At 69.2% G+C, this 26,286-nt stretch carries 29 protein-coding genes; 9 read left to right on the forward strand and 20 right to left on the reverse strand.

Features of this window, described 5'->3' with window-relative positions:
• Positions 1–30: 30 nt before the first annotated feature.
• The 4 genes from ychF to Q0599_RS17745 all read left to right on the forward strand — a co-directional run bounded on the left by ychF (position 31) and on the right by Q0599_RS17745 (position 7,129).
• The gene (gene ychF, locus Q0599_RS17730) at positions 31–1,125 is read left to right on the forward strand and encodes a redox-regulated ATPase YchF (protein ID WP_298832162.1); all 1,095 of its coding nucleotides are present in this window, start codon (positions 31–33) and stop codon (positions 1,123–1,125) included.
• Positions 1,126–1,222: 97 nt separating this feature from the next.
• Positions 1,223–2,980 (forward strand): alpha/beta fold hydrolase, encoded by a 1,758-nt coding sequence (locus Q0599_RS17735; protein WP_298832164.1) that lies wholly within the window; start codon positions 1,223–1,225, stop codon positions 2,978–2,980.
• A gap of 32 nt (positions 2,981–3,012) precedes the next feature.
• The gene (locus Q0599_RS17740; protein WP_298832166.1) at positions 3,013–3,915 is read left to right on the forward strand and encodes an aldo/keto reductase family oxidoreductase; all 903 of its coding nucleotides are present in this window, start codon (positions 3,013–3,015) and stop codon (positions 3,913–3,915) included.
• 10 nt (positions 3,916–3,925) lie between these two features.
• Positions 3,926–7,129: a PAS domain S-box protein gene (locus tag Q0599_RS17745; protein WP_298832168.1), complete on the forward strand. Its 3,204-nt coding sequence runs from the start codon at positions 3,926–3,928 to the stop codon at positions 7,127–7,129.
• A 20-nt stretch (positions 7,130–7,149) separates the two neighbouring features.
• Here Q0599_RS17745 and Q0599_RS17750 read toward each other — a convergent pair whose 3' ends face one another.
• Together Q0599_RS17750 and otnK are read right to left on the reverse strand one after the other, a co-directional pair.
• Positions 7,150–7,809, reverse strand: coding sequence for an aldolase (locus tag Q0599_RS17750; RefSeq protein ID WP_298832170.1), 660 nt, complete (start codon positions 7,807–7,809; stop codon positions 7,150–7,152).
• Positions 7,806–9,065 (reverse strand): 3-oxo-tetronate kinase, encoded by a 1,260-nt coding sequence (otnK, locus tag Q0599_RS17755; protein WP_298832172.1) that lies wholly within the window; start codon positions 9,063–9,065, stop codon positions 7,806–7,808. Before otnK ends, Q0599_RS17750 begins: the two co-directional genes overlap by 4 nt.
• A 181-nt stretch (positions 9,066–9,246) precedes the next feature.
• On the opposite strand from otnK, the gene rpoH reads away from it, so the two are divergent.
• Complete coding sequence (gene rpoH, locus Q0599_RS17760) at positions 9,247–10,164, forward strand: RNA polymerase sigma factor RpoH (RefSeq protein WP_298832766.1); 918 nt, start codon at positions 9,247–9,249, stop codon at positions 10,162–10,164.
• 64 nt (positions 10,165–10,228) lie between these two features.
• Here rpoH and Q0599_RS17765 read toward each other — a convergent pair whose 3' ends face one another.
• Genes Q0599_RS17765 through Q0599_RS17785 form a run of 5 tightly spaced genes read right to left on the reverse strand, consistent with a single transcriptional unit; the run spans position 10,229 to position 14,339 of the window.
• Positions 10,229–10,828 carry an SCO family protein gene (locus Q0599_RS17765; RefSeq protein WP_298832174.1) on the reverse strand — a complete coding sequence of 200 codons (600 nt, stop codon included), beginning with the start codon at positions 10,826–10,828 and terminating at the stop codon, positions 10,229–10,231.
• Positions 10,828–11,742, reverse strand: a complete 915-nt coding sequence (cyoE, locus tag Q0599_RS17770) for a heme o synthase (protein ID WP_298832176.1) — start codon at positions 11,740–11,742, stop codon at positions 10,828–10,830. Before cyoE ends, Q0599_RS17765 begins: the two co-directional genes overlap by 1 nt.
• An 18-nt stretch (positions 11,743–11,760) precedes the next feature.
• A complete protein-coding gene (locus tag Q0599_RS17775; protein WP_298832178.1) occupies positions 11,761–12,915 on the reverse strand; it encodes a heme A synthase in 1,155 nt (384 codons plus the stop codon).
• A gap of 22 nt (positions 12,916–12,937) precedes the next feature.
• Entirely contained in the window at positions 12,938–13,573 is a 636-nt protein-coding gene (locus Q0599_RS17780) for a hypothetical protein (RefSeq protein ID WP_298832180.1), read from the reverse strand.
• A 34-nt stretch (positions 13,574–13,607) separates the two neighbouring features.
• Complete coding sequence (locus Q0599_RS17785; RefSeq protein WP_298832182.1) at positions 13,608–14,339, reverse strand: SURF1 family protein; 732 nt, start codon at positions 14,337–14,339, stop codon at positions 13,608–13,610.
• Positions 14,340–14,381: 42 nt separating this feature from the next.
• Between Q0599_RS17785 and Q0599_RS17790 the strand changes: the two genes are divergently transcribed.
• Positions 14,382–14,603 (forward strand): twin transmembrane helix small protein, encoded by a 222-nt coding sequence (locus Q0599_RS17790; RefSeq protein WP_298832185.1) that lies wholly within the window; start codon positions 14,382–14,384, stop codon positions 14,601–14,603.
• A gap of 69 nt (positions 14,604–14,672) precedes the next feature.
• On the opposite strand, the gene Q0599_RS17795 is transcribed toward Q0599_RS17790, so the two are convergent.
• From Q0599_RS17795 to Q0599_RS17830, 8 genes are all read right to left on the reverse strand, one after another.
• On the reverse strand, positions 14,673–15,557 hold the full coding sequence (locus tag Q0599_RS17795; RefSeq protein ID WP_298832187.1) for a cytochrome c oxidase subunit 3: 885 nt from the start codon (positions 15,555–15,557) through the stop codon (positions 14,673–14,675).
• Between the two features lie 29 nt (positions 15,558–15,586).
• Positions 15,587–15,817, reverse strand: coding sequence for a DUF2970 domain-containing protein (locus Q0599_RS17800; RefSeq protein WP_298832190.1), 231 nt, complete (start codon positions 15,815–15,817; stop codon positions 15,587–15,589).
• A complete protein-coding gene (locus Q0599_RS17805) occupies positions 15,814–16,428 on the reverse strand; it encodes a cytochrome c oxidase assembly protein (protein ID WP_298832193.1) in 615 nt (204 codons plus the stop codon). Before Q0599_RS17805 ends, Q0599_RS17800 begins: the two co-directional genes overlap by 4 nt.
• Positions 16,429–16,435: 7 nt before the next feature.
• Positions 16,436–16,546, reverse strand: coding sequence for a cytochrome oxidase small assembly protein (locus Q0599_RS17810; protein WP_298832196.1), 111 nt, complete (start codon positions 16,544–16,546; stop codon positions 16,436–16,438).
• A gap of 10 nt (positions 16,547–16,556) precedes the next feature.
• The gene (gene ctaD / locus Q0599_RS17815; RefSeq protein ID WP_298832199.1) at positions 16,557–18,176 is read right to left on the reverse strand and encodes a cytochrome c oxidase subunit I; all 1,620 of its coding nucleotides are present in this window, start codon (positions 18,174–18,176) and stop codon (positions 16,557–16,559) included.
• 27 nt (positions 18,177–18,203) lie between these two features.
• Positions 18,204–19,370, reverse strand: coding sequence for a cytochrome c oxidase subunit II (gene coxB / locus Q0599_RS17820; protein ID WP_298832769.1), 1,167 nt, complete (start codon positions 19,368–19,370; stop codon positions 18,204–18,206).
• 25 nt (positions 19,371–19,395) lie between these two features.
• On the reverse strand, positions 19,396–19,965 hold the full coding sequence (locus Q0599_RS17825; protein WP_298832201.1) for a DUF2244 domain-containing protein: 570 nt from the start codon (positions 19,963–19,965) through the stop codon (positions 19,396–19,398).
• Between the two features lie 75 nt (positions 19,966–20,040).
• Complete coding sequence (locus tag Q0599_RS17830) at positions 20,041–20,964, reverse strand: biotin synthase (protein ID WP_298832204.1); 924 nt, start codon at positions 20,962–20,964, stop codon at positions 20,041–20,043.
• Between the two features lie 112 nt (positions 20,965–21,076).
• Between Q0599_RS17830 and Q0599_RS17835 the strand changes: the two genes are divergently transcribed.
• Together Q0599_RS17835 and Q0599_RS17840 are read left to right on the forward strand one after the other, a co-directional pair.
• Positions 21,077–21,676 carry a ComF family protein gene (locus Q0599_RS17835; protein WP_298832207.1) on the forward strand — a complete coding sequence of 200 codons (600 nt, stop codon included), beginning with the start codon at positions 21,077–21,079 and terminating at the stop codon, positions 21,674–21,676.
• Positions 21,677–21,710: 34 nt separating this feature from the next.
• Complete coding sequence (locus tag Q0599_RS17840) at positions 21,711–22,217, forward strand: tRNA (cytidine(34)-2'-O)-methyltransferase (RefSeq protein WP_298832210.1); 507 nt, start codon at positions 21,711–21,713, stop codon at positions 22,215–22,217.
• Here Q0599_RS17840 and Q0599_RS17845 read toward each other — a convergent pair.
• The 5 genes from Q0599_RS17845 to Q0599_RS17865 form a co-directional block, all read right to left on the reverse strand.
• Positions 22,204–23,175 (reverse strand): tripartite tricarboxylate transporter substrate binding protein, encoded by a 972-nt coding sequence (locus Q0599_RS17845; RefSeq protein ID WP_298832213.1) that lies wholly within the window; start codon positions 23,173–23,175, stop codon positions 22,204–22,206. The genes Q0599_RS17840 and Q0599_RS17845 overlap by 14 nt on opposite strands.
• A 12-nt stretch (positions 23,176–23,187) precedes the next feature.
• Positions 23,188–24,171 (reverse strand): NAD(P)H-dependent glycerol-3-phosphate dehydrogenase, encoded by a 984-nt coding sequence (locus Q0599_RS17850; RefSeq protein ID WP_298832216.1) that lies wholly within the window; start codon positions 24,169–24,171, stop codon positions 23,188–23,190.
• 19 nt (positions 24,172–24,190) lie between these two features.
• Entirely contained in the window at positions 24,191–24,661 is a 471-nt protein-coding gene (gene secB / locus Q0599_RS17855; protein ID WP_298832223.1) for a protein-export chaperone SecB, read from the reverse strand.
• An 88-nt stretch (positions 24,662–24,749) separates the two neighbouring features.
• Positions 24,750–25,016: a glutaredoxin 3 gene (grxC, locus tag Q0599_RS17860; protein ID WP_298832225.1), complete on the reverse strand. Its 267-nt coding sequence runs from the start codon at positions 25,014–25,016 to the stop codon at positions 24,750–24,752.
• Between the two features lie 9 nt (positions 25,017–25,025).
• Positions 25,026–25,436, reverse strand: coding sequence for a rhodanese-like domain-containing protein (locus tag Q0599_RS17865; protein WP_298832772.1), 411 nt, complete (start codon positions 25,434–25,436; stop codon positions 25,026–25,028).
• Between the two features lie 103 nt (positions 25,437–25,539).
• Between Q0599_RS17865 and gpmA the strand changes: the two genes are divergently transcribed.
• Positions 25,540–26,283 (forward strand): 2,3-diphosphoglycerate-dependent phosphoglycerate mutase, encoded by a 744-nt coding sequence (gene gpmA / locus Q0599_RS17870; protein ID WP_298832227.1) that lies wholly within the window; start codon positions 25,540–25,542, stop codon positions 26,281–26,283.
• Positions 26,284–26,286 lie beyond the last annotated feature (3 nt).

Raw genomic sequence — 26,286 nt, forward strand, 5'->3', positions numbered from 1 at the left:
ACTTCCTCGCGGTATTCCGAAAGCCCCCTCATGAGCCTCAAGTGCGGCATCGTGGGCCTGCCCAACGTCGGCAAGTCCACCCTTTTCAATGCCCTGACCAAAGCCGGCATCGCCGCCGAGAACTACCCGTTCTGCACCATCGAGCCCAACGTCGGCGTGGTCGAGCTGCCCGACCCTCGGCTCGAGCAGCTTGCGGCCATCGTCAAGCCCGAGCGCGTGGTGCCGGCGATCGTCGAGTTCGTTGACATCGCCGGGTTGGTGGCCGGCGCGAGCAAGGGCGAAGGCCTGGGCAACCAGTTCCTCGCCCATATCCGCGAAACCGACGCGATCGTCAACGTGGTGCGCTGCTTCGAGGACGAGAACGTCATCCACGTGGCCGGCAAGGTGGACCCGATCGCCGACATCGAGGTCATCCAGACCGAGCTGTGCCTGGCCGACCTGGCCACCGTCGACAAGTCGCTGGCGCGCTACACCAAGGTGGCCAAGGCGGGCAACGACAAGGAAGCGCAGCGCCTCGTCGACGTGCTGCTCAAGTGCCAGGCGGCGCTCAACGAGGCGAAGCCGGTGCGCAGCATCGATTTCAGCAAGGAAGAGCTGGTGGTGCTCAGGCCGCTGTGCCTGATCACCGCCAAGCCGGCGATGTTCGTCGGCAACGTCGACGAGCACGGCTTCGAGAACAACCCGCTGCTCGACAAGCTGCGCGCCTACGCCGAGGCGCAGAAGGCACCGGTGGTGGCCATCTGCGCCAAGACCGAGGCCGAGCTGGCCGACATGTCCGACGAGGACCGGCTGATGTTCCTGCAGGAGATGGGCCAGACCGAGCCGGGCCTGAACCGGCTGATCCGCGCCGCCTTCAAGCTGCTCGGCCTGCAGACCTACTTCACCGCCGGCGTGAAGGAGGTGCGCGCCTGGACCATCCACGCCGGCGACACCGCACCGCAGGCGGCCGGCGTGATCCACACCGACTTCGAGCGCGGCTTCATCCGCGCGCAGACCATCGCCTTCGACGACTTCGTCGCCTTCAAGGGCGAACAGGGGGCGAAGGACGCCGGCAAGATGCGCGCGGAAGGCAAGGAGTACCTCGTCAAGGACGGCGACGTGATGAACTTCCTGTTCAACGTCTGAACGCAGGCGCAGGCTTATTCTGCGTCAACGCCGGCGAGGCGCCCGGCACGCACAATGGCGCCATCGGCGCCTGCGGGCGTCTCCGCACGGCAAGCCCATGAACCACAAGCCCGAGCGCGACGCGGCGCACGAGGAAACGCCCACCGAACGCCTGGACCGCGAGTTGCACGTGGCGGCCTCGCCGCTGACGGGGGGCCTGTCGCCGGTGTCGCTGTCGCTGGCCTGGGCCGACTGGGCCTTGCACCTCGCCGTGTCGCCGGGCCGCCAGATGGAGCTGGCGGCGTTGGCCTCGAAGCTCGCGCTGGCCACCCTGCAGGGCAACGGCGCGCCATCCGGTGCAGCCGACGAGGACCCGCGCTTCCGCCACCCCGACTGGGAGGCGTGGCCCTTCCACATGATGCGCGTCGGCTTCCGCAATGCCGAGACCTGGTGGCACGCCGCCACCCAGTTTCCGGGCATGACCCGCCACCACACCGAGCTGACCGATTTCATGGCGCGGCAGTGGCTGGGCCTGCTGACGCCGGCCAACTGGCTGCCCACCAACCCGGTCGTCCTGAAGGCGAACATCGAGCAATTCGGCGTGCCGCTGCAGCGCGGGCTGGCCAACTGGCTGGAGGACATCACGACGCCGGTCGCGGCGCGTGCCGCGGCGCAGCGCGAGGCGCACTTCAAGGTCGGCCGTGACGTCGCGGTCACGCCGGGCGAGGTGGTGATGCGCAACGACCTCGTCGAGCTGATCCGCTACACGCCGCAGACGAAGACGGTGCATGCCGAGCCGGTGCTGATCGTGCCTTCCTGGATCATGAAGTACTACATCCTCGACCTGTCGCCGCACAACTCGCTGGTGCGCTACCTGGTCTCGCAGGGGCACGTGGTCTACATGATCTCGTGGAAGAACCCCGAGGGCAGCGATCACGACCTGACGATGGACGACTACCTGCGCCTCGGTCCGTTCGACGCGCTGAGGGCGATCGCCGCGCACAACCCGCCGCGCACGAGGGTGCACGCCATGGGCTACTGCCTGGGCGGCACGCTGATGGCCATCGCCGCAGCGGCGCTGGCGCGCGCCGGCGTCGTGCGCGACCGCGGCCGGCTGGCGCTGCTGGCCACGCTGACGCTGCTGGCCGCACAGACCGACTTCTCCGAGCCCGGGGAACTGGGCCTGTTCATCGACGAGAGCCAGGTGGCCTATCTGCAGGAGCTGAACCGCGGCCGTGGCTACTTCCCCGGCGAGTCGATGGCCGGATCGTTCCAGTTCCTGCATTCGCGTGACCTGGTTTGGACGCGGCGCATGCGCGAGTACCTGATGGGCGAACGCGAGCAGCCCAGCGACCTGATGGCCTGGAACAGCGACACCACGCGCATGCCGGCACGCATGCACCACGAGTACCTTACCGCGCTGTACCTGCACAACGCGCTGGCCACCGGCAGCTACCGCCTCGGCGGGCGCGAGGGCACGTCGGTGTCGCTGGCCGACCTGCATCTGCCGATCTTCATGGTCGGCACCACGCGCGACCACGTCTCGCCCTGGCGCTCGGTCTACAAGCTGCACCACCTCTGCCCTGCCGAGATCAGCTTCGTGCTCGCCAGCGGCGGGCACAACGCCGGCATCGTTGCCGAGCCTGGCCACGCGAACCGCAGCTACCGCATGGGCAAGCGCGCCGCCCATGGCCCCTGGATCGCGCCGGAGGACTGGGAACGCGGTGCCAGCGAGCACGACGGCTCGTGGTGGCCGGCCTGGCAGCAATGGCTGACCCGCCATTCGTCGCGCCGACGCACACCGCCCCCGCTGCCGCGTGGAACTTCGCTCGGTTCGGCGCCGGGCGAGTACATCACGAGGTGTTTCGCCGATTGAAGCCCGGGGGCGCGCCGGATAATGCGCGCTCCATGCCTCTGCCCCTGACCACCCTGGCCGCCGACGGCCCCCTTCTCTCGCCCGTCGTCGCCGGCGCATGGCGCATGGCCGACTGGCAGTGGGATGCGCAACGGCGGCTGCGCTGGATCGAACAATGTGCCGAACTCGGCGTGACCAGCTTCGACCACGCCGACATCTACGGCGGCTACCAGGTCGAGACGCTGTTCGGCGAGGCGCTGGCGCTGGCACCGGCGCTGCGCGATCGACTGCAGTTGGTGGGCAAGTGCGGCATCAAGCTGGTCGACGCAGCGCGGCCGGCGCACCGACTGAAACACTACGACACCTCGGCCGCGCACATCGTCGCCAGCGCGGAGGCCTCGCTGCGCGCGTTGCGTACCGACCGGCTCGACCTCCTGCTCATCCACCGCCCCGACCCGCTGCTGGACGCCGACGAGGTGGCCGGCGCCTTCGGGTCGCTGCGCGATGCAGGCAAGGTGCTGCACTTCGGCGCCTCCAACTTCACGCCAGCGCAGTTCGAGCTGCTGTCCAGCCGCGTCGCCCTCGTCACCAACCAGGTCGAGCTGCACCCGCTGCGCCGCGAGCCGCTCACCGACGGCACGCTGGACCAGCTGCAGCGCATGCGCATCCGCCCGATGATCTGGTCGCCGCTGGCTGGCGGCGCCCTGCTCGCCGGCCACGGCGAGGCCGAACGCCGCGTGCAGGCCGCACTCGCCCTTGTCGGCGCGCGCCACGGGACGAGCGCCGCCACCATCGCCTTCGCCTGGCTGATGCGCCTGCCGAGCCGGCCGGTGCCGGTGGCTGGCTCGCGCCGCATCGAATCGCTGCGCGAGGCAGTCGACGCGTTGCGAGTCACGCTCGACCCGCAGGACTGGACGGAGGTCTGGCAGGCTGCCGCCGGACGAGAGGTTGCCTGAGTCGGTCGCCGTGTCCGCGCCCCTTCACGCCCCTGCCCCGGAGGCCCTTCCCGGGCCGGCCCGGCCTCGGTGGATCTGGGTCATTGCCGGCACGGCGCTGGCCTACCTGCTCGCCGGGCTGCTGGCGCTGCAGCTCGCGATCCCGCCGAGCTACGCGTCACCGCTCTATCCGTCGGCCGGCATCGCGCTGGCCGCCGTTCTGGTCTACGGGCGCCTCGCCGTGCCCGGCGTCGTGCTGGGCGCCTTCTGCGTCAATCTGTCGCTCAGCGCGCTGCGCGGCAATCTCGACCTCACCGCGCTGGGCGTGCCCGCGCTGATTGCGCTCGGCTCGGGCGCGCAGGCCTGGCTGGGCGCTTGGCTGATGCAGCGTTTTGCACGCCATCCCGAAGCGATCGACGAACCACGCGACGTGGCCGTGCTGTTCGGCCTGGGTGGCTTTGCGGCTTGCCTGCTGGCCGCCAGCGTGGCCACCCTCGTGCTGGTGGCCAGCGGTGCCGTCCCCATGTCTGCGGCCCTGGTCACCTGGGCCACCTGGTGGGCCGGCGACTCGTTCGGCGCGCTGATCGCCACGCCGATCGTGCTCACGCTGATCGGCCGCCCGCGGGGCGACTGGGCGGCGCGGCGAATGATCGTCGGTCTCACGCTCGCGCTCGTCACGCTGATGATGGCGGTGGGCATCGCGCAGGTGGCCCGCTGGGACGAGGAACGCCTGCGCAACGCCTTTGCCCGCGACGCCGACCATGCCACCACCGTGCTGGAGGCGAGGCTGCGCGAACCGCTGATGGCCCTGGAGGCGCTGCGCGGCGTCTTCATCGCGTCCGACGAGGTCAGCCGTGACGAGATGCGGCGCGCCAGCACCGCCTGGCTGGCCGGCGGCGGCATCACCGCGATGGGCTGGTACGAAGCGATGGAGCGCAGTGCGGTGCCTGAGTTCGAGGCTCGCGTGCGTGCGGAGGGACTGGCACAGTTCCGCGTCTTCGAGCGCCCGGACGCCACGCCGACTCCGCGCGAGCCGGTGATCGCGATGCGTTACATCGAGCCGCAGAACGCCAACGCCAGCGCGCTGGGACTGAATCTGCTCTCGGTACCGGCCGCGCGCAGAGCGGTCGAACTCAGCCGCCAGCAGGGCAAGCCGGTGGCGAGTGCCGTCTTCGCGCTGACGCAGATCTCCGTCGGCCAGGACCGCAACGGCGTGGTCATCTACCGCACCATCCACCTCGACGAAAGCGACGCATCGCGAGGCGGCCTGCTGCGCGGTGTGGTGTTCGTGACGCTGCGGCCGGTGCCGCTGCTGGCCGAACTGTCGGACGATGTGCCTCGCTACCTCGATCTCTGCCTGTTCGACGGCGATGCCACGGCCGCGATGCGCCGCATCGCCGGCGCGGACGGTTGCGAGGGCGAACCCTCCGCGGAACTGGTGCACACGCGCGAGCTGAGCTATGCGGGGCGGCGCTGGGAGTTGCGCGCCACGGCGCACCCCATGGACGTGCCCGAGGGCCGCGGCGTCAACGCCTGGCTGTTCTCGCTGGTCGGCCTGCTCGGCGCCGCGATGCTGGGCGCATTGCTGCTCGTCGTCACCGGCCGCTCGCGGCGCATCGAGACCGCCGTGCGCGAGCGCACCGCCGCGCTGCAGGCCGAAGTGCACGAGCGCGAGCGTGCTCAGGCAGCGCTGCGCGACAGCGAGCAGCGCTTCCGCAACATCCTCAACACCGCGCCGATCGGCATCCTCTACACCGACCTGCACGGCCACGTGAAGCAAGCCAATCCGCGCTTCTGCGAACTCACCGGCTACACCGAAGAAGAGCTGCAGGCGATGACCTCGGCGCAGTACACCCATCCGGACGACGTGGCGCAGGATATGGATCTGTCGGGCCGGCTGGTGCGGGGCGATCTGCCGATGTACCGCCGCCAGAAGCGCTACGTCACCCGAGACGGTCGCACGCTGTGGGTGCAGGCCACGGTGACGCTGCTTCGCGACGAGTACGGCCAGGCGCGACGCATCGTCGGCGTGGTCGAGGACATCACCGAGCACTTGCGCCTGCAGGAGGCCGAGACGGCGCGCGAGCGCGCCGAAGCCGCCAATCGCGCGAAGAGCGAGTTCCTCTCGCGCATGAGCCATGAGCTGCGCACACCGCTGAACGCGATGCTCGGCTTCGCGCAGTTGCTCGAGCTCGACCGTCGCCAGCCGCTCTCGCCCGACCAGCGGCCCTGGGTGGCGCAGATCCAGCAGGCCGGTTGGCATCTGCTGGAGATGATCAACGACGTGCTCGACCTGTCGCGCATCGAGTCGGGGAACCTGAAGCTGCAGATCGAGCCGGTGCAACTGTCCGAGCTGCTCGCCGCCAGCCTCGCAATGGTCGACACCGAGGCGAAGCGCCGCCATCTGACGGTGTCCACCGACCTCACCGACGGCACGGCGGTGCTGCTCGGCGACGCCACGCGCGTCAAGCAGATCCTCGTGAACCTGCTGAGCAACGCGGTCAAGTACAACGCCGATGGCGGCCGCGTGCACGTCACCAGCCGGCTGCGACCGCACGACATGGTGGAGATCGCCGTCACCGACACCGGACTGGGCATGACGCCTGAGCAGCTCGCCGATCTGTTCCAGCCCTTCAACCGGCTCGGCCGCGAGCGCACCTCGCAGGAGGGCACCGGCATCGGACTGGTCATCAGCCAGCGCCTGGCCGAGCTGATGGGCGGTTCGCTGCGTGCGCGCAGCCTGGCCGGCGAAGGATCGTCGTTCATCCTCGCCCTGCCGCGCGCCGTCGAGGCCGACACCGTGCCATCCAACCTGGATCCGCTGGTCACCTCCAGCGCCGAGTACCACCGACGCATCGTCCACTACGTGGAGGACAACGAGACCAACGTCGAAGTGATGCGTGGCATCCTCGCGCAGCGGCCGCAGGTGCAGATGGACGTGTCGATGAACGGCGAGAGCGCGCTGCGTGCGATCCGTGCGCGCTTGCCCGACCTGCTGCTGCTCGACATGCAGCTGCCGGACATGTCCGGCCAGGAACTGCTGCGGCGCCTGAAGACGGACCGGGAGTCCGCGGACATCCCGGTGGTCGTGGTCTCGGCCGACGCGACCCGGCAACAGATCGAGGCCGCGATGGCCGGCGGCGCCCGCCTCTACCTGACCAAGCCCGTGAGCGTGGCCGAATTGCTGGCCGTCGTCGACGACGTGCTCGAAAGCACGCAGACGCGATTCGGCTGAAGCGCAGCGTCGGCCGTGCGCTACCAGCGCGCGCCGAAGGCCTGACGCAGTTCCTCCAGACGCTCCTCGCCGAGCGGCTCGACGCGGCGCTGCGACAGCAGCCACAGCTTCGCGGTCTCCTCCAGTTCCTCCAGCGTGGCCATCGCCGCCGCAGGCGTCTCGTGCCAGACGTTCGGGCCGAGGCGATCGAGCATCAGCGCGCGCAGCGGCGCGCCCGCGGCACGCGCCTCGGCGATGCGCTGCGCGACGAGTTCGGCCGCCTCCGGCGCGCCCGGACGGTGGTAGGGGATCAGCGGCACGTGCCCCACCTTCATCACGAAGTAAGGAGTGATCGGCGGCACGATGTCGTCCGGCCGCCACACGCCCTGCAGCGTCAGTGCCACCAGATGCGTCGAGTGCGTGTGGATGACGCAGCGCGCGGCGTCGTCGGCGGCATAGATGCGCCGGTGCAGCGCGAGTGTCTTGCTCGCGCGGTCGCCGCTGCGCTGCCGGCCCTCGGCGTCCAGGCGCGCCAGCCGCGCCGGATCGAGCGCGCCGAGACAGGCGTCGGTGGGCGTGATCAGGAAGCCGTCGTCCAGCTTCACGCTGATGTTGCCGGCGGTGGCATGCGCGTAGCCGCGCGCGAACAGGCTCGCGCCGACCCGGCAGACCTCCTCCCGCAGGAACGCTTCGTCGCTCACCGCAGCACCTCGAAGGCCTTGTCGAAGAAGTCGGTGCCGCCGAAGTTTCCGGACTTCAGCGCAAGATGAACCGGCTTGCCGTCCCCCGTGTCTGCATGGCACCAGGGCACGCCAGGGTCGATCTGCGCGCCGATGCGCAACGAACGCACGCCGAGCGCCTGCACGCAGGCGCCCGAGGTCTCGCCGCCGGCGACCACCAACTGGGCAACGCCGCGCCGCACGAGGCCCTCCGCAACGCGCGCGAGCGTCTCCTCGACCAGCGCGCCGGCCCGTTCGACACCGAGCGCGGCCTGGCTCGCCTTCACCGCGTCGGGCGCGGCGGTCGCATGCACGAGCAGCGGCTCCGCGCCCAGTCGCGGCAGCGCCCAGTCCAGCGCCTCGGTCGCGACGTCCTGCCCGGCGGCGATGCGCAAAGGGTCGATGGCGAAGCCGCGGCCTGCATGGCGCGCGAGAAAGGCCGCCACCTGCGCGTTAGACGCCGCCGAGCAACTGCCCGAGACGACGGCGCGCGCGCCCTGCGGCGCTGGCAACGCTGCCGCGCCGGCGCTCGGCGCGATGCCGAAGTTCGCCGGCAGGCCGATCGCCACGCCCGATCCGGCGGTAAGCAGCGGCAGTGTCGCGAAGGCGCGGCCCATCGCATGCAGGTCGTCGTCGTCGAGCGCGTCGACGATGGCGATGCCGATCCCCTCCGCCTGCAACGCCTGCATGCGTGCGGCGATCGCCTCGCTGCCACGCCGCACCACCGCCTGCTCGATCAGCCCGACGCGGCGGCGGCACTGGCGCTGCATCACGCGCACCAGGCTCGGGTCGGTCATCGGCGTGAGCGGATGGGCGCGCATGCTGCCTTCGCTCAGCAAGACGTCGCCGGTGAACAGATAGCCCTTGTAGACGGTTCGCCCGTTGGCCGGGAAGGCCGGGCAGGCGATGGTGAAGCTGCAGCCCAGCGCGTCCATCAGCGCCTCGGTGACCGGGCCGATGTTGCCGCGATCGGTGGAGTCGAAGGTCGAGCAGACCTTGAAGTAGATCTGCCGGGCACCGTTCTCACGCAACCAGCGCAGCGCCGCGAGCGACTGCGCCACCGCTTCGGCGGGGGCGATGGTGCGCGACTTCAGCGCCACCACCACCGCCTCGGCGTCGGCCGGCGCCGCGCCGGCCGGGATGCCGATGGTCTGCACGGTGCGCATGCCGGCGCGCACCAGGTTGTTGGCGAGGTCGGTGGCTCCGGTGAAATCGTCGGCGATGCAGCCCAGCTTCATTGCGCTCCTCCTGGCGCGGGAGTCTGGCACAGGCGCCGGGCCGAGCAACGCCGAGGAGTCGGTGATTTGATGTGAGTTAACGCTCACATTGTCAAGTCATGCTCCGTCAGCACTCTCCATCGTCGAGTGCTAATATGTGCGGAACGAAAGGAGTGACGGCGTGTCTGAAACTTCCATGAGCATGAACCCGACCACCACCGTGACCGTTCGCGACCCGTGGGCCCTGGTGCCCTCGCTGGGCAACCTGGATGCGTACATCAGCGCCGTGAACCGCCTGCCCCTGCTGACGCAGGAGGAGGAGGTCTCTGCAGCCCGCCGGCTGCGCGCCAGCGGCGACCTGCAGGCCGCTGGCCAGCTGGTGCTGTCGCACCTGCGGCTGGTGGTGTCGATCTCGCGCCAGTACCTCGGTTACGGCCTGCCCCACGGCGACCTGATTCAGGAGGGCAACGTCGGCCTGATGAAGGCAGTCAAGCGCTTCGATCCCGATCAGGGTGTGCGCCTGGTCAGCTACGCGATGCACTGGATCAAGGCCGAGATCCACGAGTACATCCTGAAGAACTGGCGCATGGTCAAGGTCGCCACGACCAAGGCGCAGCGCAAGCTGTTTTTCAACCTGCGCTCGATGAAGCAGAACCTCAAGGACGAGGCCGCCGATCTCGACACCCATCGCAGCACGCTGACGCAGGGTGAGGTCGACACCGTCGCCCGCACGTTGAACGTGAAGCGCGAGGAAGTGCTCGAGATGGAGACACGCCTGTCCGGCGGCGACGTGGCACTGGAGCCGCAGGCCGACGACGGAGAGGAAAGCTTCGCGCCGATCGCCTACCTGGCCGACGAGTCGCAGGAGCCGACCCGCGTGCTGGACATGCGCCACCGCGACTGGCTGGCTGGCGACGGCATCGCCCAGGCGCTGGACGCGCTGGACGCGCGCAGCCGCCGCATCGTCGAGGAGCGCTGGCTGAGGGTCAACGACGACAGCAGTGGCGGCATGACGCTGCACGAACTGGCGGCGGAGTACGGCGTGAGCGCCGAGCGCATCCGCCAAATCGAGGTCGCGGCCATGAAGAAGATGCGCAAGGCGCTCGCCGAGGTTGCTTGACGCCCGGCGGGTTCCTCCGCGGCACGCCGAACGGCCCCCCCCGCGGGGCCGTCTTCACGGCGCATCAGCCGGCGGCCAGCAACGCCTTGAGGTCTGCGCCCAACGCCTCCGCGCCACTGCCGTAGCGCACGAACAAGCGTACCCTGCCCGAAGCGTCGAACACGTACGACCCGGCCGTGTGGTCCAACGTGTAGCTGCCTTCGGCCTTGCCCGGCACCTTGGCGTAGAAGACCTTGAATTCCTTGGCGGTGGCCGCGGTCTGCTCGGGCGTGCCGCGCAGCGCCACGAAGCTTGGGTCGAAGCTGCCCATGTAGGCCTTCAGCAGTTCGGGCGTGTCGCGCTCGGGGTCCACCGTGACGAACACGCCCTGCACGCGCTCGCCGTCGGCACCGAGCGACTTCTTCACTTGCGCCAGTTCGGCCATCGTGGTCGGGCAGACGTCGGGGCACTGGGTATAGCCGAAGAAGACCACCGTCACCTTGCCCCTGAAGTCGGCCAGCGTGCGCGTCTTGCCGTCCGGGTCCTGCAGCGACAGATTGCGCGCGTACTCGGCGCCGGTGATATCGACGGCGCGGAACGAGGTCGACGCGCCCCCCGCGCCCGGTCTGTCACACGCGGCGAGCAGCGCGGCCAGGGCAAGCAGGCAGAGTCGGCGATTCGGCATCACGGCAGCAATCCCAGGTAGTGATCGACCAGCAGCGCCGCGAACAGCAGCGAGAGGTGCAGGATCGAGAAACGGAAGGTCTTGCGCGCCAGCTGGTCGGAGTAGACACGCCAGAGCCTCCATGCATAGCCGATGAACATCGCGCCGAGCACGACGGCCGACACGAGGTAGAACCAGCCGCTCATGCCCGACACGAAGGGCAGCAGGGTGGCGGCAAACAGCACCAGCGTGTACAGGAAGACATGCAGCCGGGTGAACTCGGCGCCGTGCGTCACCGGCAGCATCGGCAGGCCGGAGCGGCGGTAGTCCTCGGCGCGGTAAAGGGCCAGTGCCCAGAAGTGCGGCGGGGTCCACAGGAAGATGATCAGGCAGAGGATCAGCGCCTCGGGGCCGACCTCCCCGCGGATCGCCGCCCAGCCCAGCACCGGCGGCATCGCGCCGGAGGCCCCGCCGATGACGATGTTCTGCGGCGTGAGCGGCTTGAGCACCACGGTGTAGATCACCGCGTAGCCGACGAAGGTGGCCAGCGTCAGCCACATCGTCAGCGGGTTGGCCCACAGGTACAGCAGCGCGCTGCCGGCGGTGCAAAGCAGGGCCGAGAAGATCAGCGTCTGCGTGCGCGTGAGCTCGCCACGGGCGGTGGGGCGCCAGGCGGTGCGCGCCATGCGCGAATCGATGCGCTGTTCGATCAGGCAATTGAAGGCCGCGGCGGCGGCGGCCACCAGCCAGATGCCCGCCGTGCCGGCCAGTGCCGGTCGCCAATCGGGCATGCCCGGCGTGGCCAGCAGCATGCCGATCACCGCGCAGAATACGATCAACTGCACCACGCGCGGCTTGGTCAGCACGTAGTACTGGCGCCAGCGCGACGGCAGGGATGCCGGGGCGGCGGGATGGCTGGCGACGGTGTCGGACATGGTCTTGGGCAAAGAAGCCTACAGCATGGTGCGGGGATGCACTGCGATCGGTGAGCCGGCGCAGGCCGGGGCGCCTCCGGCGACGGCGCGCACCACCCAAAGAGCGAGCAGCGTGATCAGCGCCGCCGCGCCGGCCGTGTGGGCCAGCGCGGCCGGCAGCGGCCAGTCCAGCACCACGTTGCTCAGGCCGGATGTCAATTGAAGGGCTGCCAGCGCGACCAGCGCCGCCGCCGCGCGGCGCGGCGCGGCCCCGCCGCTGCGATGGAGTCGCCAGGCAAGAAGCAGCATCGCGACGAAGACGAGGTAGGCCATCAGGCGATGGGTGTAGTGGATCGCCGTCAATGCCTCGAACGGCAGGTAGTCGCCCTGCTTCGTCTCGCCGAGTTCGCGCAGCAGCGTGAAGCCGTGGCGGAAGTCCATCGGCGGCCACCACGAGCCCTGGCAGGTCGGGAACTCCTGGCAGGCCAGCACCGCGTAGTTGGTGCTGACCCAGCCACCGAGCGCCACCTGCAGCACGGCGAGGCCGACCACGACATGCAGCAGGCGGCGCACGCCCGTCGCAAGCACCATCGGCCTGGGCGCGGCCAGCTCGCTCTGTATGGCAAGCAGCACCAGCAGGCCGATGCCGCCGAGCAGGTGCAACGTGACGATGGCCGGGTAGAGCTTGAGCGTGACCGTCAGCGCGCCGAAGGCACCCTGGGCGCACACCCAGACCAGCGTGGCTGTGGCCCACCATGGCGAGACCGCGCCGCGGCCGCGGCGCACTTCGACCCAACTGGCCACCGTCAAGACGATGATCAGCACGCCGACGGCCATCGCCAGGTAGCGGTGGATCATCTCCACCCAGGCCTTGCCGTGCGTCACGGGTCCGCTGGGCCGCACGCTCTGCTCAGCGTGGATCTCCTCGCGCGCGCCCAGCGGGCTGGCGCTGCCATAGCAGCCCGGCCAGTCGGGACAGCCCAGGCCGGAGTCCGACAAGCGCGTGAAGGCACCGAAAACCACCAGGTCGAAGGTGAGGAACAGCGTGAGCAGGGTCAGCGCACGCAACCGCGCCGACGGCGACGCGCCGCGGTGACGCAGCCACACCCAGGACAGCGGACCGAGCGCGATCACCCCGCCGAGCAGCGCGAGGCGCAGGATCGGCGTCAGGTCGTACAGCGGTTGAGCGTCCATCGTGACCGGGCCGTCTCGGCGCTCAGGGTCGGCCCGCGGTGTCCCACCAGGACGAGGCGCGCAACAACTTCTCCAGGTCGCGCTTCAGCCTGGCGGGCTCGGGATCGCCGGGCGCACGCATCATCCAGTTGCCCATCGGATCGACGAGATAGAGGTGATCCTCGAGCGCGCGCTCCGCCGCCGGGTGCAGCCATTGCGCCAGCGCCTCGCGCGGCACGCGCAGCACGGTGGTCGGCGCAACTGCGTTGACGGCCTGCAGCGTCTCTGCGCGCACCGGCTGCGCGTCGGGGATCAGCCAGACCTTGTCGAGCCGCTCCTTCTCGCGGCCCAGCGTCTCGCGCAGCTGGCGCTGCAGCCAAAGACGCTTCTCGCAGGCCGCGTCGCACGCGCCGCCGGCGACGACGACGAGCAACCACTGGCCGCGCAGCGACTTCGCCTCGACGGCACGGCCTTGCAGGTCGGTCAGCGGCAGCGCGTCCGGCAGCGGGCGCTGCGGGTCGACCAGCTCGCCGTAGTTGCTGCGGCCTTCGGGGCGGATGACAAAGTAGCTGAGGTAGGAGGCGACCACCGGCGCCGCACACACCAGCAGGATGAGCAGCATCTTCAACCGGCCGCGGGCCGTGCGGCGGCCGACATCGTCGACGCCCGGCGTGGGCATCGAATGGACGGTGAAGCTCAGCGGCGAGGCGGCGTCACGCGGAGCGTCGGAGCCGGGGACGGACGAGTTGGAACCAGACATATAGACCCGTGATCAAGGCCGCCAGCGCGAACCATTGGAAGGCGTAACCGTAGTGCTTGTGTACGTCGAGCGCCGGCGCCGGCCATTCGCGCAGCATGCCGTCGGGCGGTGCGCCAGCGCGCGCGGACTGTTGCACCGAAAGCGGCCGCAACGCCAGACCGGTTTCGCGCGCGAAGCCGTCGAGATCGAGATTCTGCCGGATCGGCCCCTGGCCTTCGGCACCGAGTTCGTACAGCCGTGACGGCGGCGGGGCGATGCGGCCTTCGACCACGACCGTGCCGTCGGGCGAGACGACCTCCGGCACGCGCGTGCGATCGGCCGCATCGCGTGGCACCCAGCCGCGCTGCACCAGCACGGCGTCGCCTCCGTCACCGAGCAGCAGCGGCGTGACGACGTAGAAGCCCGGCCGGCCGTTCATCGGCCGGTTGTCGAGGAATACCGTGCGTCCGCCGACCCAGCGTCCCTGCAAGTTGACGCGGCGATGGTGCTGATCTGCCGCCGCCGACGCGGTGACCGCAAGTTCCGCCTGCTCCACCGGTGGCGCCGCGCCGCGCGCTTCGAGCGACGCCTGGGCGCGCTCCTTCTCGGCGGCGCGCGAGAGCTGCCACACGCCCAGGCGCGCGGTCAGCGCCGCAGCAACGAGTGCCGCGACGAGCACGACGGCAGCACGCAGGCGCGGTGTCATGCGCCGCGACTCGCTCGACCGACGCGGGGATAATCGCTTCGCATGAAGATCCTCATGGCCCTGGCCTTCGTCGGCATCCTGGGCGCGCTTGCCTCGGCCGGCGTGTTCATGATGCGCGATGGCCGCGACGGCAAGCCCAAGAGCGGCAACATGATGCGCGCGCTGGCGACGCGCGTCGCGATCTCGGTGCTGCTGTTCGCCTTCATCATGCTCGCCTGGTGGATGGGCTGGATCGAACCCAAGGGACTGCCGGTCTCGCGCTGAGGTCCTCGCCCGCCTGGCAATGAAAAACGCCGCTTGCGCGGCGTTCTTCGCGGAGCACCGGGTTGATCGTCAGGCCCAGTACACCACCACGTACAGACCCAGCCAGACCACGTCGACGAAGTGCCAGTACCAAGCCGCGCCCTCGAAGCCGAAGTGGCGCTGAGGCGTGAAGTGGCCCTTCATCAGGCGGATGGTGATGAACAGAAGCATCAGCATGCCGACAAACACGTGGAAGCCGTGGAAGCCGGTCAGCATGAAGAAGGTCGAGCCGAACGCGCCGGAGCTGAGCTTGAGGTTCAAGTCGCGGTAGGCGTGCATGTACTCGTAGCCCTGCACGACCAAGAAGGTGGCGCCGAGCAGCACGGTGATCCACATCCAGAAGATCGTCTTGCCGCGCTTGTCCGCGATCAGTGCGTGGTGAGCGACGGTCAGCGTCACGCCCGAGCTCAGCAGCAGCAGCGTGTTGATCGTCGGCAGCGGCCACGGGCCGATGGTCGTGAAGGGCTCGACGATGCCGGCCGGCGAACCGGTGGCGCCGGGGGCCGAACTCGGCCACACCGCCTTGAAGTCGGGCCACAGCAGCGCGTTCTCGATGCTGCCGAGATTCGGCAGCGCGTGCAGGCGTGTCCAGTACAGCGCACCGAAGAACGCGCCGAAGAACATCACCTCCGAGAAGATGAACCAGCTCATGCTCCAGCGGAAGGACACGTCGATGCGGTCGCTGTACAGCCCCCCCTCGCTCTCGCTGATCGCCTGGCGGAACCAGCCCTGCATGATGAAGGCCCACATGAGCAGGCCGAACAGCGTGACCCACGCGCCCCAGCCGTGGCCGTTGACCCACTGACCGGCGCCGAAGATGACGAAGAACAGGCCGGTGGCGGTGAGAACCGGGAAGCGCGAGGGCGCCGGGACGAAGTAATAGGGCGTCTGCCCGTGGTGTGTCGCTGCCGACATGGTTTCTCCTCAGGGTCCTTTTCGAATCTCTACTTCGCCACTCCGCTGGCGATGATCCAGTTGACGAGCAATGCCAGCGTGCCGATGAAGACCACGGCGCCGACCACGCCGGCAATGATCACATGCACCGGATTGAGCTGAGACACGTCCTGCTCGTAGTCGCGAGACTTGCGCACGCCGAAGAACGACCAGGCCACCGCTCGCATCGTCTGCAGGAACGAGCCCTTGCGCTGTACCGCCTCCTTCAGGCCGCCGCTCATGAACGCGACTCCTCCGTCTTGAGCGAGGCCTCCGGTGCCGCGGGCGTCTTGCCGCCCACCTCGAAGAAGGTGTACGACAGCGTGATCGTGCGCACGTCCTTCGGCAGCTTGGGGTCGATGATGAAGACGACCGGCCACTGCTTGCTCTCGCCCGGCCGCAGCACGTACTCGTTGAAGCAGAAGCACTCCAGCTTGTTGAAGTGCGCCATCGCCTGGCGCGGTGCATAGCTCGGGATGGCCTGTGCAGCCATGGTGCGGTTCTGCACGTTCCGGAACTCGTACATCACGGTGGTCATCTCGCCCGGATGCACGTCGACCGAGCGCTGCGCCGGCTTGAACTCCCACGGCCCGCGCACGTTGGCGTCGAACTCCACCGTGACGACGCGGCTCGTGTCGACCTGCGTATTGCGGCTCGATGGGGCGTTGCCCGGCACCTTGCGTTCGGCCACCGACAGCACGTTGATGCCCAGCGCCGAGCAGATCGCGCGGTACATCGGCACCAGCGCGTAGCCGAAGCCGAACATCAGCGCGGCCACGACCACGAGCTTGCCGACCATGCGCAGGTTGTCGCCGCGCAGGGTCGGGTCTTGCTGGCCGGGAACGTTCGCCATGCCGGAATCAGATGCCGAACAGCGCGCTCTTGGCCATGAAGCCGAGGAACAACACCAGCGCCACCGAGGCCAGGATCAGACCCAGGCGGACGTTGTTCTTCCTCTGCTCTCGCGTCATGGCAGCCATCTCAGCCGAGCACCTTGGTCGCCTGCGGGTTCAGCAGCGGCGGGGTTTCGAAGGTGTGGAACGGTGCCGGCGACGGCACTTCCCATTCCAGGCCCTCGGCGCCGTCCCAGGGCTTCTGCGGCGCCTTCTCGCCCTGGCCGCGCATCATCGGCAGGACGACGAAGAAGAAGAAGTACACCTGCATCAGGCCAAAACCGAACGCACCCACCGAGGCGATGGCGTTGAAGTCGGCGAACTGCATCGGATAGTCGGCATAGCGGCGCGGCATGCCGGCCAGGCCGAGGAAGTGCATCGGGAAGAAGGTGATGTTGAAGAACACCAGCGAGCCCCAGAAGTGGATCTTGCCGCGCGTCTCGGAGTACATCACGCCGGTCCACTTCGGACCCCAGTAGTACACCCCGGCGAACAGCGCGAACAGCGAGCCGGCCACCAGCACGTAATGGAAGTGCGCCACCACGTAGTAGGTGTCCTGGATCTGGATGTCGATCGGCGCCATCGCGCAGATCAGGCCGGTGAAGCCGCCCATCGTGAACACGAAGATGAAGCCGACGGCCCACAGCATCGGCGTCTCGAAGGTCATGGAGCCGCGCCACATCGTCGCCACCCAGTTGAAAACCTTCACGCCGGTGGGCACCGCGATCAGCATGGTGGCGTACATGAAGAACAGTTGGCCCGTCACCGGCATGCCCGTGGTGAACATGTGGTGCGCCCACACGATGAACGACAGGATGGCGATCGACGCAGTGGCATACACCATCGACGTGTAGCCGAACAGCGGCTTGCGGGCGAAGGCCGGGATGATCGCGCTGATGATGCCGAACGCCGGCAGGATCATGATGTAGACCTCGGGGTGACCGAAGAACCAGAAGATGTGCTGGTACATCACCGGGTCGCCGCCGCCGGCCGGGTTGAAGAAATGCGTGCCGAAGTGGCGGTCGGTCAGCGTCATCGTGATCGCGCCGGCCAGCACCGGCATCACCGCGATCAGCAGGTAGGCGGTGATCAGCCAGGTCCAGCAGAACAGCGGCATCTTCATCAGCGTCATGCGCGGGGCGCGCATGTTCAGGATCGTCACGATGATGTTGATCGAGCCCATGATCGAGCTGGCGCCCATGATGTGCATCGCGAAGATGCCGGCGTCCATGCTCGGGCCCATCTGCAGCGTGAGCGGCGCGTACAGCGTCCAGCCCGCCGCCGGGGCGCCGCCCGGCATGAAGAACGAGCCGACGAGCATCAGGCCGGCCGGGATCAGCAGCCAGAAGCTCAGGTTGTTCATGCGCGCGAAGGCCATGTCCGCCGCGCCGATCTGCAGCGGGATCATCCAGTTCGCGAAGCCGACGAATGCCGGCATGATCGCGCCGAACACCATGATCAGGCCGTGCATGGTGGTCAGCTGGTTGAACAGCTGCGGGTTGACGACCTGCAGGCCGGGCTGGAACAGCTCGGCGCGGATCAGCAGCGCGAGCACGCCACCGACCATCAGCATGGTGAACGAGAACAGCAGGTACATCGTGCCGATGTCCTTGTGGTTCGTCGCGTACAGCCAGCGGCGCCAGCCGGTCGGCGCGTGGTGGTCGTGATCGTGGGCGTGGTCGCCGTGGTGGTCGAGAACTGCGCTCATGACGTTTCCTTGGAATGCGACGAATGCTTACTTGCGGGCGGCGAGCACGTCGGCCGGCTGCACCAGCTGGCCGGTCTTGTTCGACCAGCTGTTCTTCGTGTAGGTGATCACCGCGGCGATCTCGGTGTCCGACAGCTGTTTCCAGGCCGGCATCGCGCCGTTGTTCTGGCCGTTGAGCAGCACAGCGATCTGCTTGCTCTTGTCGGCATCGAGCACCACCGGCGAGCCGTCGACCGGCTTGATCGGGCCGGCACCCTTGCCGCTCGCCTGGTGGCACGCCGCGCAGTTCGCCGCGTAGACCTTCTCACCGCGCGCGAGCAGTTCCTCGAGCTTCCAGACCTTGGCCGGGTCGTCGGCGGCGGCGGCCATCTCCTTCTTCTTGCCTTCGACCCAGGCGGCGTAGTCGGCCTGCGAAAGCACCTTCACGTGGATCGGCATGTAGGCGTGCTCCTTGCCGCACAGCTCGGCGCACTGACCATAGAAGTCACCCGTCTTCTCGGCGCGGAACCAAGTGTCGCGCACGAAGCCCGGGATCGCGTCCTGCTTGATGCCAAAGGCCGGCACCATGAAGGCGTGGATCACGTCGTTGGCAGTGGTGATGATGCGGACCTTCTTGTCCACCGGCACGACCAGCGGGTTGTCGACCTTCAGCAGGTAGTTGTCGGTCGCGGGCGGCTTGCCGCTGTTGGACATCTCGCGGTGCGTCACGTCGAGCGTGGAGAGGAAACCGATGCCCTCGCCCTCGCCCTTCAGGTAGTCGTAGCCCCACTTCCACTGGTAACCTGTGGCCTTGATGGTCAGGTCGGCGGAACTGGTGTCCTTCATCGCCACGACCACCTTGGTGGCCGGCAGCGCCATCAGCACGACGATGACCAGCGGCACGATGGTCCAGACGATCTCGACAGTGGTGCTCTCGTGAAAGTTGGCGGCCTTCGCGCCCCGGCTGCGACGGTGCTTGATGATCGAATAGAACATCACGCCGAACACGCCGATGAAGATGATCGTGCAGATCACCAGCATGAAGTAGTGCAGCCACTGCTGCTCGGCGGCGATCTTGGTGACCGGCGGGTGCAGGTCGAGCTGGTTGACCGCCGGCCCGCCCGGCAGGCTGTTGACGGCCAGCGCGGCCTGCGTGGCCAGCGTTGCGCCCGCCGTGACGGCGATGCGCGCCAGCGTTGCCCGGAGTGATTTGATCGTCTTCATCGTTATCGCGTCAGTTTCAAGATCCCGCCCAGGCCGCGCCGGGCACGAGGCCCTGCACCGCTCCATGCTGCGTCAGCACCCACCGCATCTCGTCGGCGAGTTGTCCGCGCAGTTCGGGGCGCACGAAGCGCCCCACGACCACCTTCTTTCCCCGCTCCGACAGCTCGATCAACGAGCCGTCGTCCCCCGCGGGCGACACCCTCACCCACGCGGTGCAGAACTCGCACCGCTCGGTGTGCGGACCGCAGGCCCGCTCCACCGTGAGCATGCCACCCTGCAGCCGGATGCTCTCGCGATCCGTCGCGTGCCGCGCATGCACCAGCAGCGCCACGCCGACCGCCAGAACCTCCAGCCAGGCGAAGGGCATGACCAGTCTCGCGCCCAGCCACCAGAATATTCCGGCAATGGCGAGCGAGACACTGCTCAGCCCCAGGTAAAACCCCAACATCTGCCTCGGCGTCAACGAACAGTTGCGCCGAAGATCCCACTGCACCGAACCCCCACCCACCGCTGCCTGGCTGGCCCGGCCGAACTGCAGTCGCCCGGTTTCTGTCGCCTGCGGCACAAGGGATGAGTCGATCGCCATGCCTTCTCACGTACTGCCTAACCCTGCCGCCAGAAGCACAGCCGTATCGACCGTGCTTTGATCAACTGCAAGAGTTTAGCGCACCGGCTTTGCGTTTTTGCCACGGACCATGGCGCGCATGTCGTCGAGCTGAACATTCGTCACCTCCGCCACCTTGGCGCGTGGCGCCGCGCGGAAGGCATGGCCATAGGCCACCTCGAAGCTCAGCGACGGACGTCCGTCGGCACCGGCCAGCGACTCGAGCTGATGCAGCAGCCGCTGCCGCCAGCGCGGCGTGCGGCAGCCGCTCATGCGCAGCGGCGCGGCATTGCCACCGAGCGCACGCAGTTCGTCGAGCAGGGCCTGCGCATTCGGCCACTGCAGTGTGATCACCTCCTGGTCCATCACCGGGTCGGCAAAGCCGGCGTGCACGAGCATGTCACCGAGGTCATGCATGTCGATGAAGTTCGGCGTCGGCGCGGGCCAGCCCAGGCCCTGGTAGAGCGAACGCAGCTCTCGCAGCGTGCCCGGCCCGAGGCAGGAGAACATCACGAAGCCGTCCACCGCGAGCGCACGCTGCCAGCGTGCGAACAGCGCCGGCGGATCGACCACTGCGTGCAGCATCATGTTCGCCCACACGAGTTGCGAGCCCTCGGGCAGGGGATCGGTGTCTCTGAGCACGAGCGGCGCGGCCGCCGTCCAGCGCCTGGCAGACCACCACGGCCGCGTCGACGCCGCCTCGCTGCGCGCGCGCAACTCCGCCGTCGGCTCGACGACGATGCGGCGCGCATCGGGGTAGGCCCGCTCGAGCAATCCTGCACCGCCGCCGAGCCAGCTCCACCAGTCGATCACCTGGGCCGGCTTCATGCGCACGATCGCCAGGCGCTCGGCCATGCGGCGCGCGACCTCGCAGTGCAGCCAGGGCGGCCCGCTGGCGCGCGCCAGGCGCCGCAGCACGGCGGCGATCGCCACCGGGTCCAGCCCGCGCGCGGAAGGGTCGGGGGCGGGCGTTGCACTCATGGGCGGGCAGTATATTGAGCCGGTGTCGCTCGCCCCGTCGCTTGCCACCCTGCCCGGGCAATGCAGCATCTGCCGCGCCTGGGGACGCGGGGCGCTGTGCGCGACATGTCGCTTGGCGTTCGCCGTCCGCAGGTCACGCTGCACGCGCTGCGCGATCGCGCTCCCCCCAGGCCAGCCGGTCTGCGGCGCCTGCCTGCGCGAGCCCCCGCCGTTCGAGCGCAGCGTCGCAGCGCTCGACTATGCACCGCCGTGGGACGCGCTGATCCGCCACTACAAATTCCACGAACGCCCCGAGCTCGCGGCGCTGCTCGCCGGGCTGCTGCGCGAGGCCGTGCGCGATGAGCCGACGCCCGACCTGCTGCTGCCCGCCCCCCTGAGCGAGGCCCGCCTGCGCGAGCGCGGCTTCAACCAGGCGTGGGAGATCGCGCGCCGCCTCGGACCGCGCGCCGACGCGCGGCTGCTGCTGCGTATCCGCGACACGCCGCACCAGGCCGACCTGCCGCTCGACCTCCGCTTCGCCAATGTGCGCGGCGCCTACGCCGTGGAACCGCTGCGCCTCGCGCAAGTCGAGGGACGGCATGTGGCGCTCGTCGACGACGTGCTGACCACCGGCGCCACCGCCGCGGAGATGGCGCGCACACTGCTCGCCGCCGGCGCCGCGCGCGTGCACCTGTGGGTGCTGGCGCGCACGCCGCACCCCGCCGACCCGTGAGCACGCGCTGGCGGTTGCACGACAATCGCGCGCCATGTTTAACATCGTGCTCGTCCACCCTGAGATTCCGCCGAACACCGGCAACGTGATCCGGCTCGCTGCCAACACCGGCTGCACGCTGCACTTGATCGAGCCGCTCGGCTTCTCGATGGATGACAAGTTGCTCGTGCGCGCCGGGCTCGATTACCACGAATACGCCAGCGTGCGGCGCCATGCGTCGTGGCCCGACTTCGAGCGCGACTGCGCGCCGTCGCCACGGCGCTGCTTCGCCTTCACCACGCGCGGCACGCGGTCGTTCGCGGAGGTGGCGTGGCAGGCCGGCGACTGGCTCGTGTTCGGCTCGGAGAGCGCCGGCCTGCCCCCCGCATTGCGCGAGCGCTTCGCGCCGGCGCAGCGGCTGCGGCTGCCGATGCGTGCCGGCCAGCGCAGCCTCAACCTCAGCAACGCGGTGTCAGTGGCGGTGTTCGAGGCCTGGCGGCAGTGTGGCTATGCCGGCAGCACACCGATGCCGTCGACGGCGTCGCCGCCTACTCCGGCTTGACGCCGGCCGCCTGGATCACCTTGGCCCAGCGGGTGCGCTCGCTGACCATCAGGTGGGCGAGTGCCGCCGGCGCCGTGCCCGCGGCGCTGAAGTACTGGCCCAGCATCTTGGTGCGCACCTCGTCGCCGCGGATGATGCGAACCAGTTCGCGCGACACGCGTTCGACGATCGCCACCGGCGTCCTCGCCGGCGCGAGTACGGCCTGCCAGGAGATCGCCTCGAAGGCCGGGTAGCCCTGCTCGGCCAGCGTCGGGAACTCGGGCAGCGCCGCCGAGCGGCCCAGCGTGGTGACCGCCAGGCCGCGCAACCTGCCGGCGCGCACTTGGCCCATCGCGATGCCCGGCACCATGAAGCCAGCGTGGACCTGCCCAGCCAGGATGGCGTTGACCACCTGCGGGAAGCCCTGATACGGGACGTGCACCAGGTCGACGCCGGCGCGGCTCTTGAAGAGCTCCATCGCCAAGTGGGACGCGCTGCCGTTGCCGACGCTGCCGTAATTCAGCTCGCCCGAGCGCGCCTTGGCAACACGCACGAAGTCGGCGAGCGTCTCCACGCCGAGCCGGGGGTCGACGACGAGCAGGTTCGGCGAGGTGGCGACGAGGGTGACCGGTGCAAGCTCCTTCGCCGGGTCGTAGCCGAGCGACTTGCTGAGCAGCGGCGCCGTGACCAGCGGCCCCTGGATGGTGAAGAGCAGCGTGTGGCCGTCGGGCTCGGCCTTGGCGACGAGGCCGGTGCCGAGGTTGCCGCCGGCGCCGGGCTTGTTGTCCACCACCACCGGCTGGCCGAGCGCGGTGGCCAGCGGCTCGGCGATCAGCCGCCCGATGATGTCCGGCGAGCTACCCGGCGGGAACGGCACGACCAGCCTGATCGGCCGCGACGGCCAGGGCTGCGCCAACGACGGCAGCGCGATCGCGCCCGCACAGGCGGCGGCCGTGCGCAGCAGCAGGCGGCGTTGCATGGCTTGCTCTCCTCAGTGTTCGGGACGCGCCTCGCGGCCCATCAGCAGGCCCAGCGCCTGCGCCGGTGTGATGCGGCGCTCGAGCACGCCGACCACCGCCTCGGTGATCGGCATCGCGACCTGCAGCGAATGCGCGCGTTGCAGCACCGTCGCGGCGCTGAGCGCGCCCTCGGCGACATGGCCGAGTTCGGCGAGGATCTGCGGCAATGCCAACCCCTGCGCGAGCCGCAGGCCGACCTGGCGGTTGCGCGACAGGTCGCCGGTGGTGGTGAGCACGAGGTCACCGAGGCCGGACAGTCCCATGAAGGTCTCGGAGCGAGCGCCGAGCGCCACGCCCAGCCGCGTCATCTCGGCCAGGCCGCGCGTGATCAGCGCGGCACGCGCGTTCAGGCCGAGTTGCATGCCGTCGGCGATGCCGGTGGCAATGGCCATCACGTTCTTCACCGCGCCGCCGACCTCCACGCCGATCGGGTCGGTGGAGGTGTAGACGCGCAGGCTGTCGCTGTGGAAGGCCTCGACGGCCTGCTCGGTCAGCGCGGCGTCGCTGCTCGCCGCCACCAGCGCGGTGGGCTGGCCGCGCGCCACCTCGATCGCGAAGCTCGGGCCGGACAGCACACCGCAGCGCAGCGCGGGCGCGACGTCGCGCGCAATCTCGTGGCCGAGCCTGCCGCTGCCTTCCTGGAAGCCCTTGCACAGCCACAGCACGCCTGGCGCCCCGGCCGGCAACCGGCGCAGCATGCCCTCGAGGCCCGACATCGGCGTGGCCACCACGATCAGCCCGCCGCGCGCATGCGCCACGGCGGCATCGAAATCGTCGCCGACGCGCAGTTCGGCGGGAAGCGGCGCGTCGGGAAGGTAGCGGCGGTTGCAGCGCTCGCGCCGCATGGCCGCGGCCTGCTCGGCGTCACGCGCCCACAGCAGCGTGTCCTGGCGGGTGCAGGCACTCACGGCGATGGCCGTGCCCCAGGCTCCCGCGCCCAGCACCGTCAGGTTCATGGGTGCGGCGCAGGCCCCGTCAGTTGACGCTGGTGATGATGCCCGAGCCGTTGCCCTGGGCGGCCTGGGCGCGCTGCGCCTCGTACATCGCCTGGAAATTCACCTCGGACAGCAGCACCGGCGGGAAGCCCGCTCGCGTGCAGACGTCGGAGACGATGGCGCGCAGGTAGGGGTAGACGATGCCGGGGCAGGCGATGCCGATGATCTGGTCGAGCTGATCGTTCGGGATGTTGCGGATCTCGAAGATGCCGGCCTGCTTCGCCTCGACGAGGAAGAGCACCTTGTCGTTGACCTTGGTGGTCACCGTCGCGGTGACGGCGACCTCGTACACGCCATCGGCAATCGCCTCGGCGCCCAGGCCCAGCTGGATGTCGACCGCCGGCTGCGCCTGTTCGAGCAGGATCTGCGGCGAGTTGGGCTGCTCCAGCGACAGGTCCTTCAGGTACATGCGCTGGATCTGGAACACCGGGGTCTGGTTGTCGTCGGCCATGGGAATCTCTGTGGTGGGTGCGGCCGCCGGGATGGCGGCGAGCCCGGGATTATCGCCGCGGCGCTCGACCGGCCTGCGGCGACGGCGGTCAGCGGGCCGAACCGGCGAGCAGAGGCTCGAGCCCGCCGCGCTGGTCCAGCGCGACGAGGTCGTCGCAGCCGCCGACGTGGGTGCTGCCGATGAAGATCTGCGGCACCGTGCGCCGACCGGTCAGCCGGATCATCGTCTCGCGCTCGGCCGGGTGCAGATCGACGCGGATCTCCTCGATCTGCGCGACGCCGCGCTGCATGAGCAGCACCTTGGCGCGCTGGCAGTACGGGCAGACCTGGGTGGTGTACATCTTCACGGCAGGCATGGGTGACTCTCAGGCGTTCTTCTCGACGGGCAGGTTGGCTTCGCGCCACGCCGCCAGGCCCCCGGCCAGCACGTGCGGATGCTCGAAGCCACGCTTCTTCAGAATGCCGGCCGCCCGCATGGCCCGCGCGCCGGACGCGCAGACCAGCACCACCGGCACGCTCTTGTTCTTCGGCAGTTCGTTCGACGCCTCGAGGCTGCCCAGCGGCACGCTCTTCGCGCCCACGGCATGCCCGGCGGCGAACTCCGCCGGCTCGCACACGTCGATCAGCACCGCCTTCTCGCGGTTGATGAGCTGCACCGCCTGCGCCGGCGTTACGCGGCCGGCACCGCCGCCGCGCGTGATCGCGGGCCACAGCAACAGCAGACCCGAGGTGATCGCGGCGAGGAACAGAACCCAATTGTCGAGAACGAATTTCAAGGCAGCCCTTGTCAGCAGCGACACAAAGCGCGAATCATACAATTCGACGCTCCCCCGAGCGGCCACACCCGGCCATTTCCCCACAGCTGCCCCGAACCGCGCCATGCACAAGCTCGTCCTCATCCGCCACGGCGAATCGACCTGGAACCTCGAGAACCGATTCACCGGCTGGACCGATGTCGACCTCACGCCGACCGGCGTGGCGCAGGCCAAGGAGGCCGGACGGCTGCTCAGGGCCGAGGGCTACGAGTTCGACCTCGTCTACACCTCGGTGCTCAAGCGCGCCATCTGGACCACCTGGCACGCGCTCGACCAGATGGATCGCAGCTGGCTGCCGATCGTCAACACCTGGCGCCTCAACGAGCGCCATTACGGTGCGCTGCAGGGACTGAACAAGGCCGAGACGGCGAAGCAGTTCGGCGACGACCAGGTGCTGATCTGGCGCCGCAGCTACGACACGCCGCCGCCGGCGCTGGAGCCGAACGACCCTCGCTGCGAGCGCACCGACCGCCGCTACGAGAAGCTCGCCCCCGGCGAGGTGCCGCTGACCGAATGCCTGAAGGACACGGTGGCGCGCGTGCTGCCGTACTGGAACGAGACCATCGCCCCGGCGATCCGCGGCGGCCAGCGCGTCCTGATCTCGGCCCACGGCAACAGCATCCGCGCGCTGGTGAAGTACCTCGACGGCGTCTCGGATGCCGACATCGTCGGCCTGAACATCCCCAACGGCATCCCGCTGGTCTACGAGCTCGATGCCTCGCTCAAGCCGCTGCGCAGCTACTACCTTGGCGATGCGGAAGCTGCTGCAAAGGCTGCTGCCGCGGTGGCGAACCAAGGCAAGGCCTGACGC

Source organism: uncultured Piscinibacter sp., assembly GCF_937952055.1.
Classification (GTDB): Bacteria; Pseudomonadota; Gammaproteobacteria; order Burkholderiales; family Burkholderiaceae_C; genus Piscinibacter.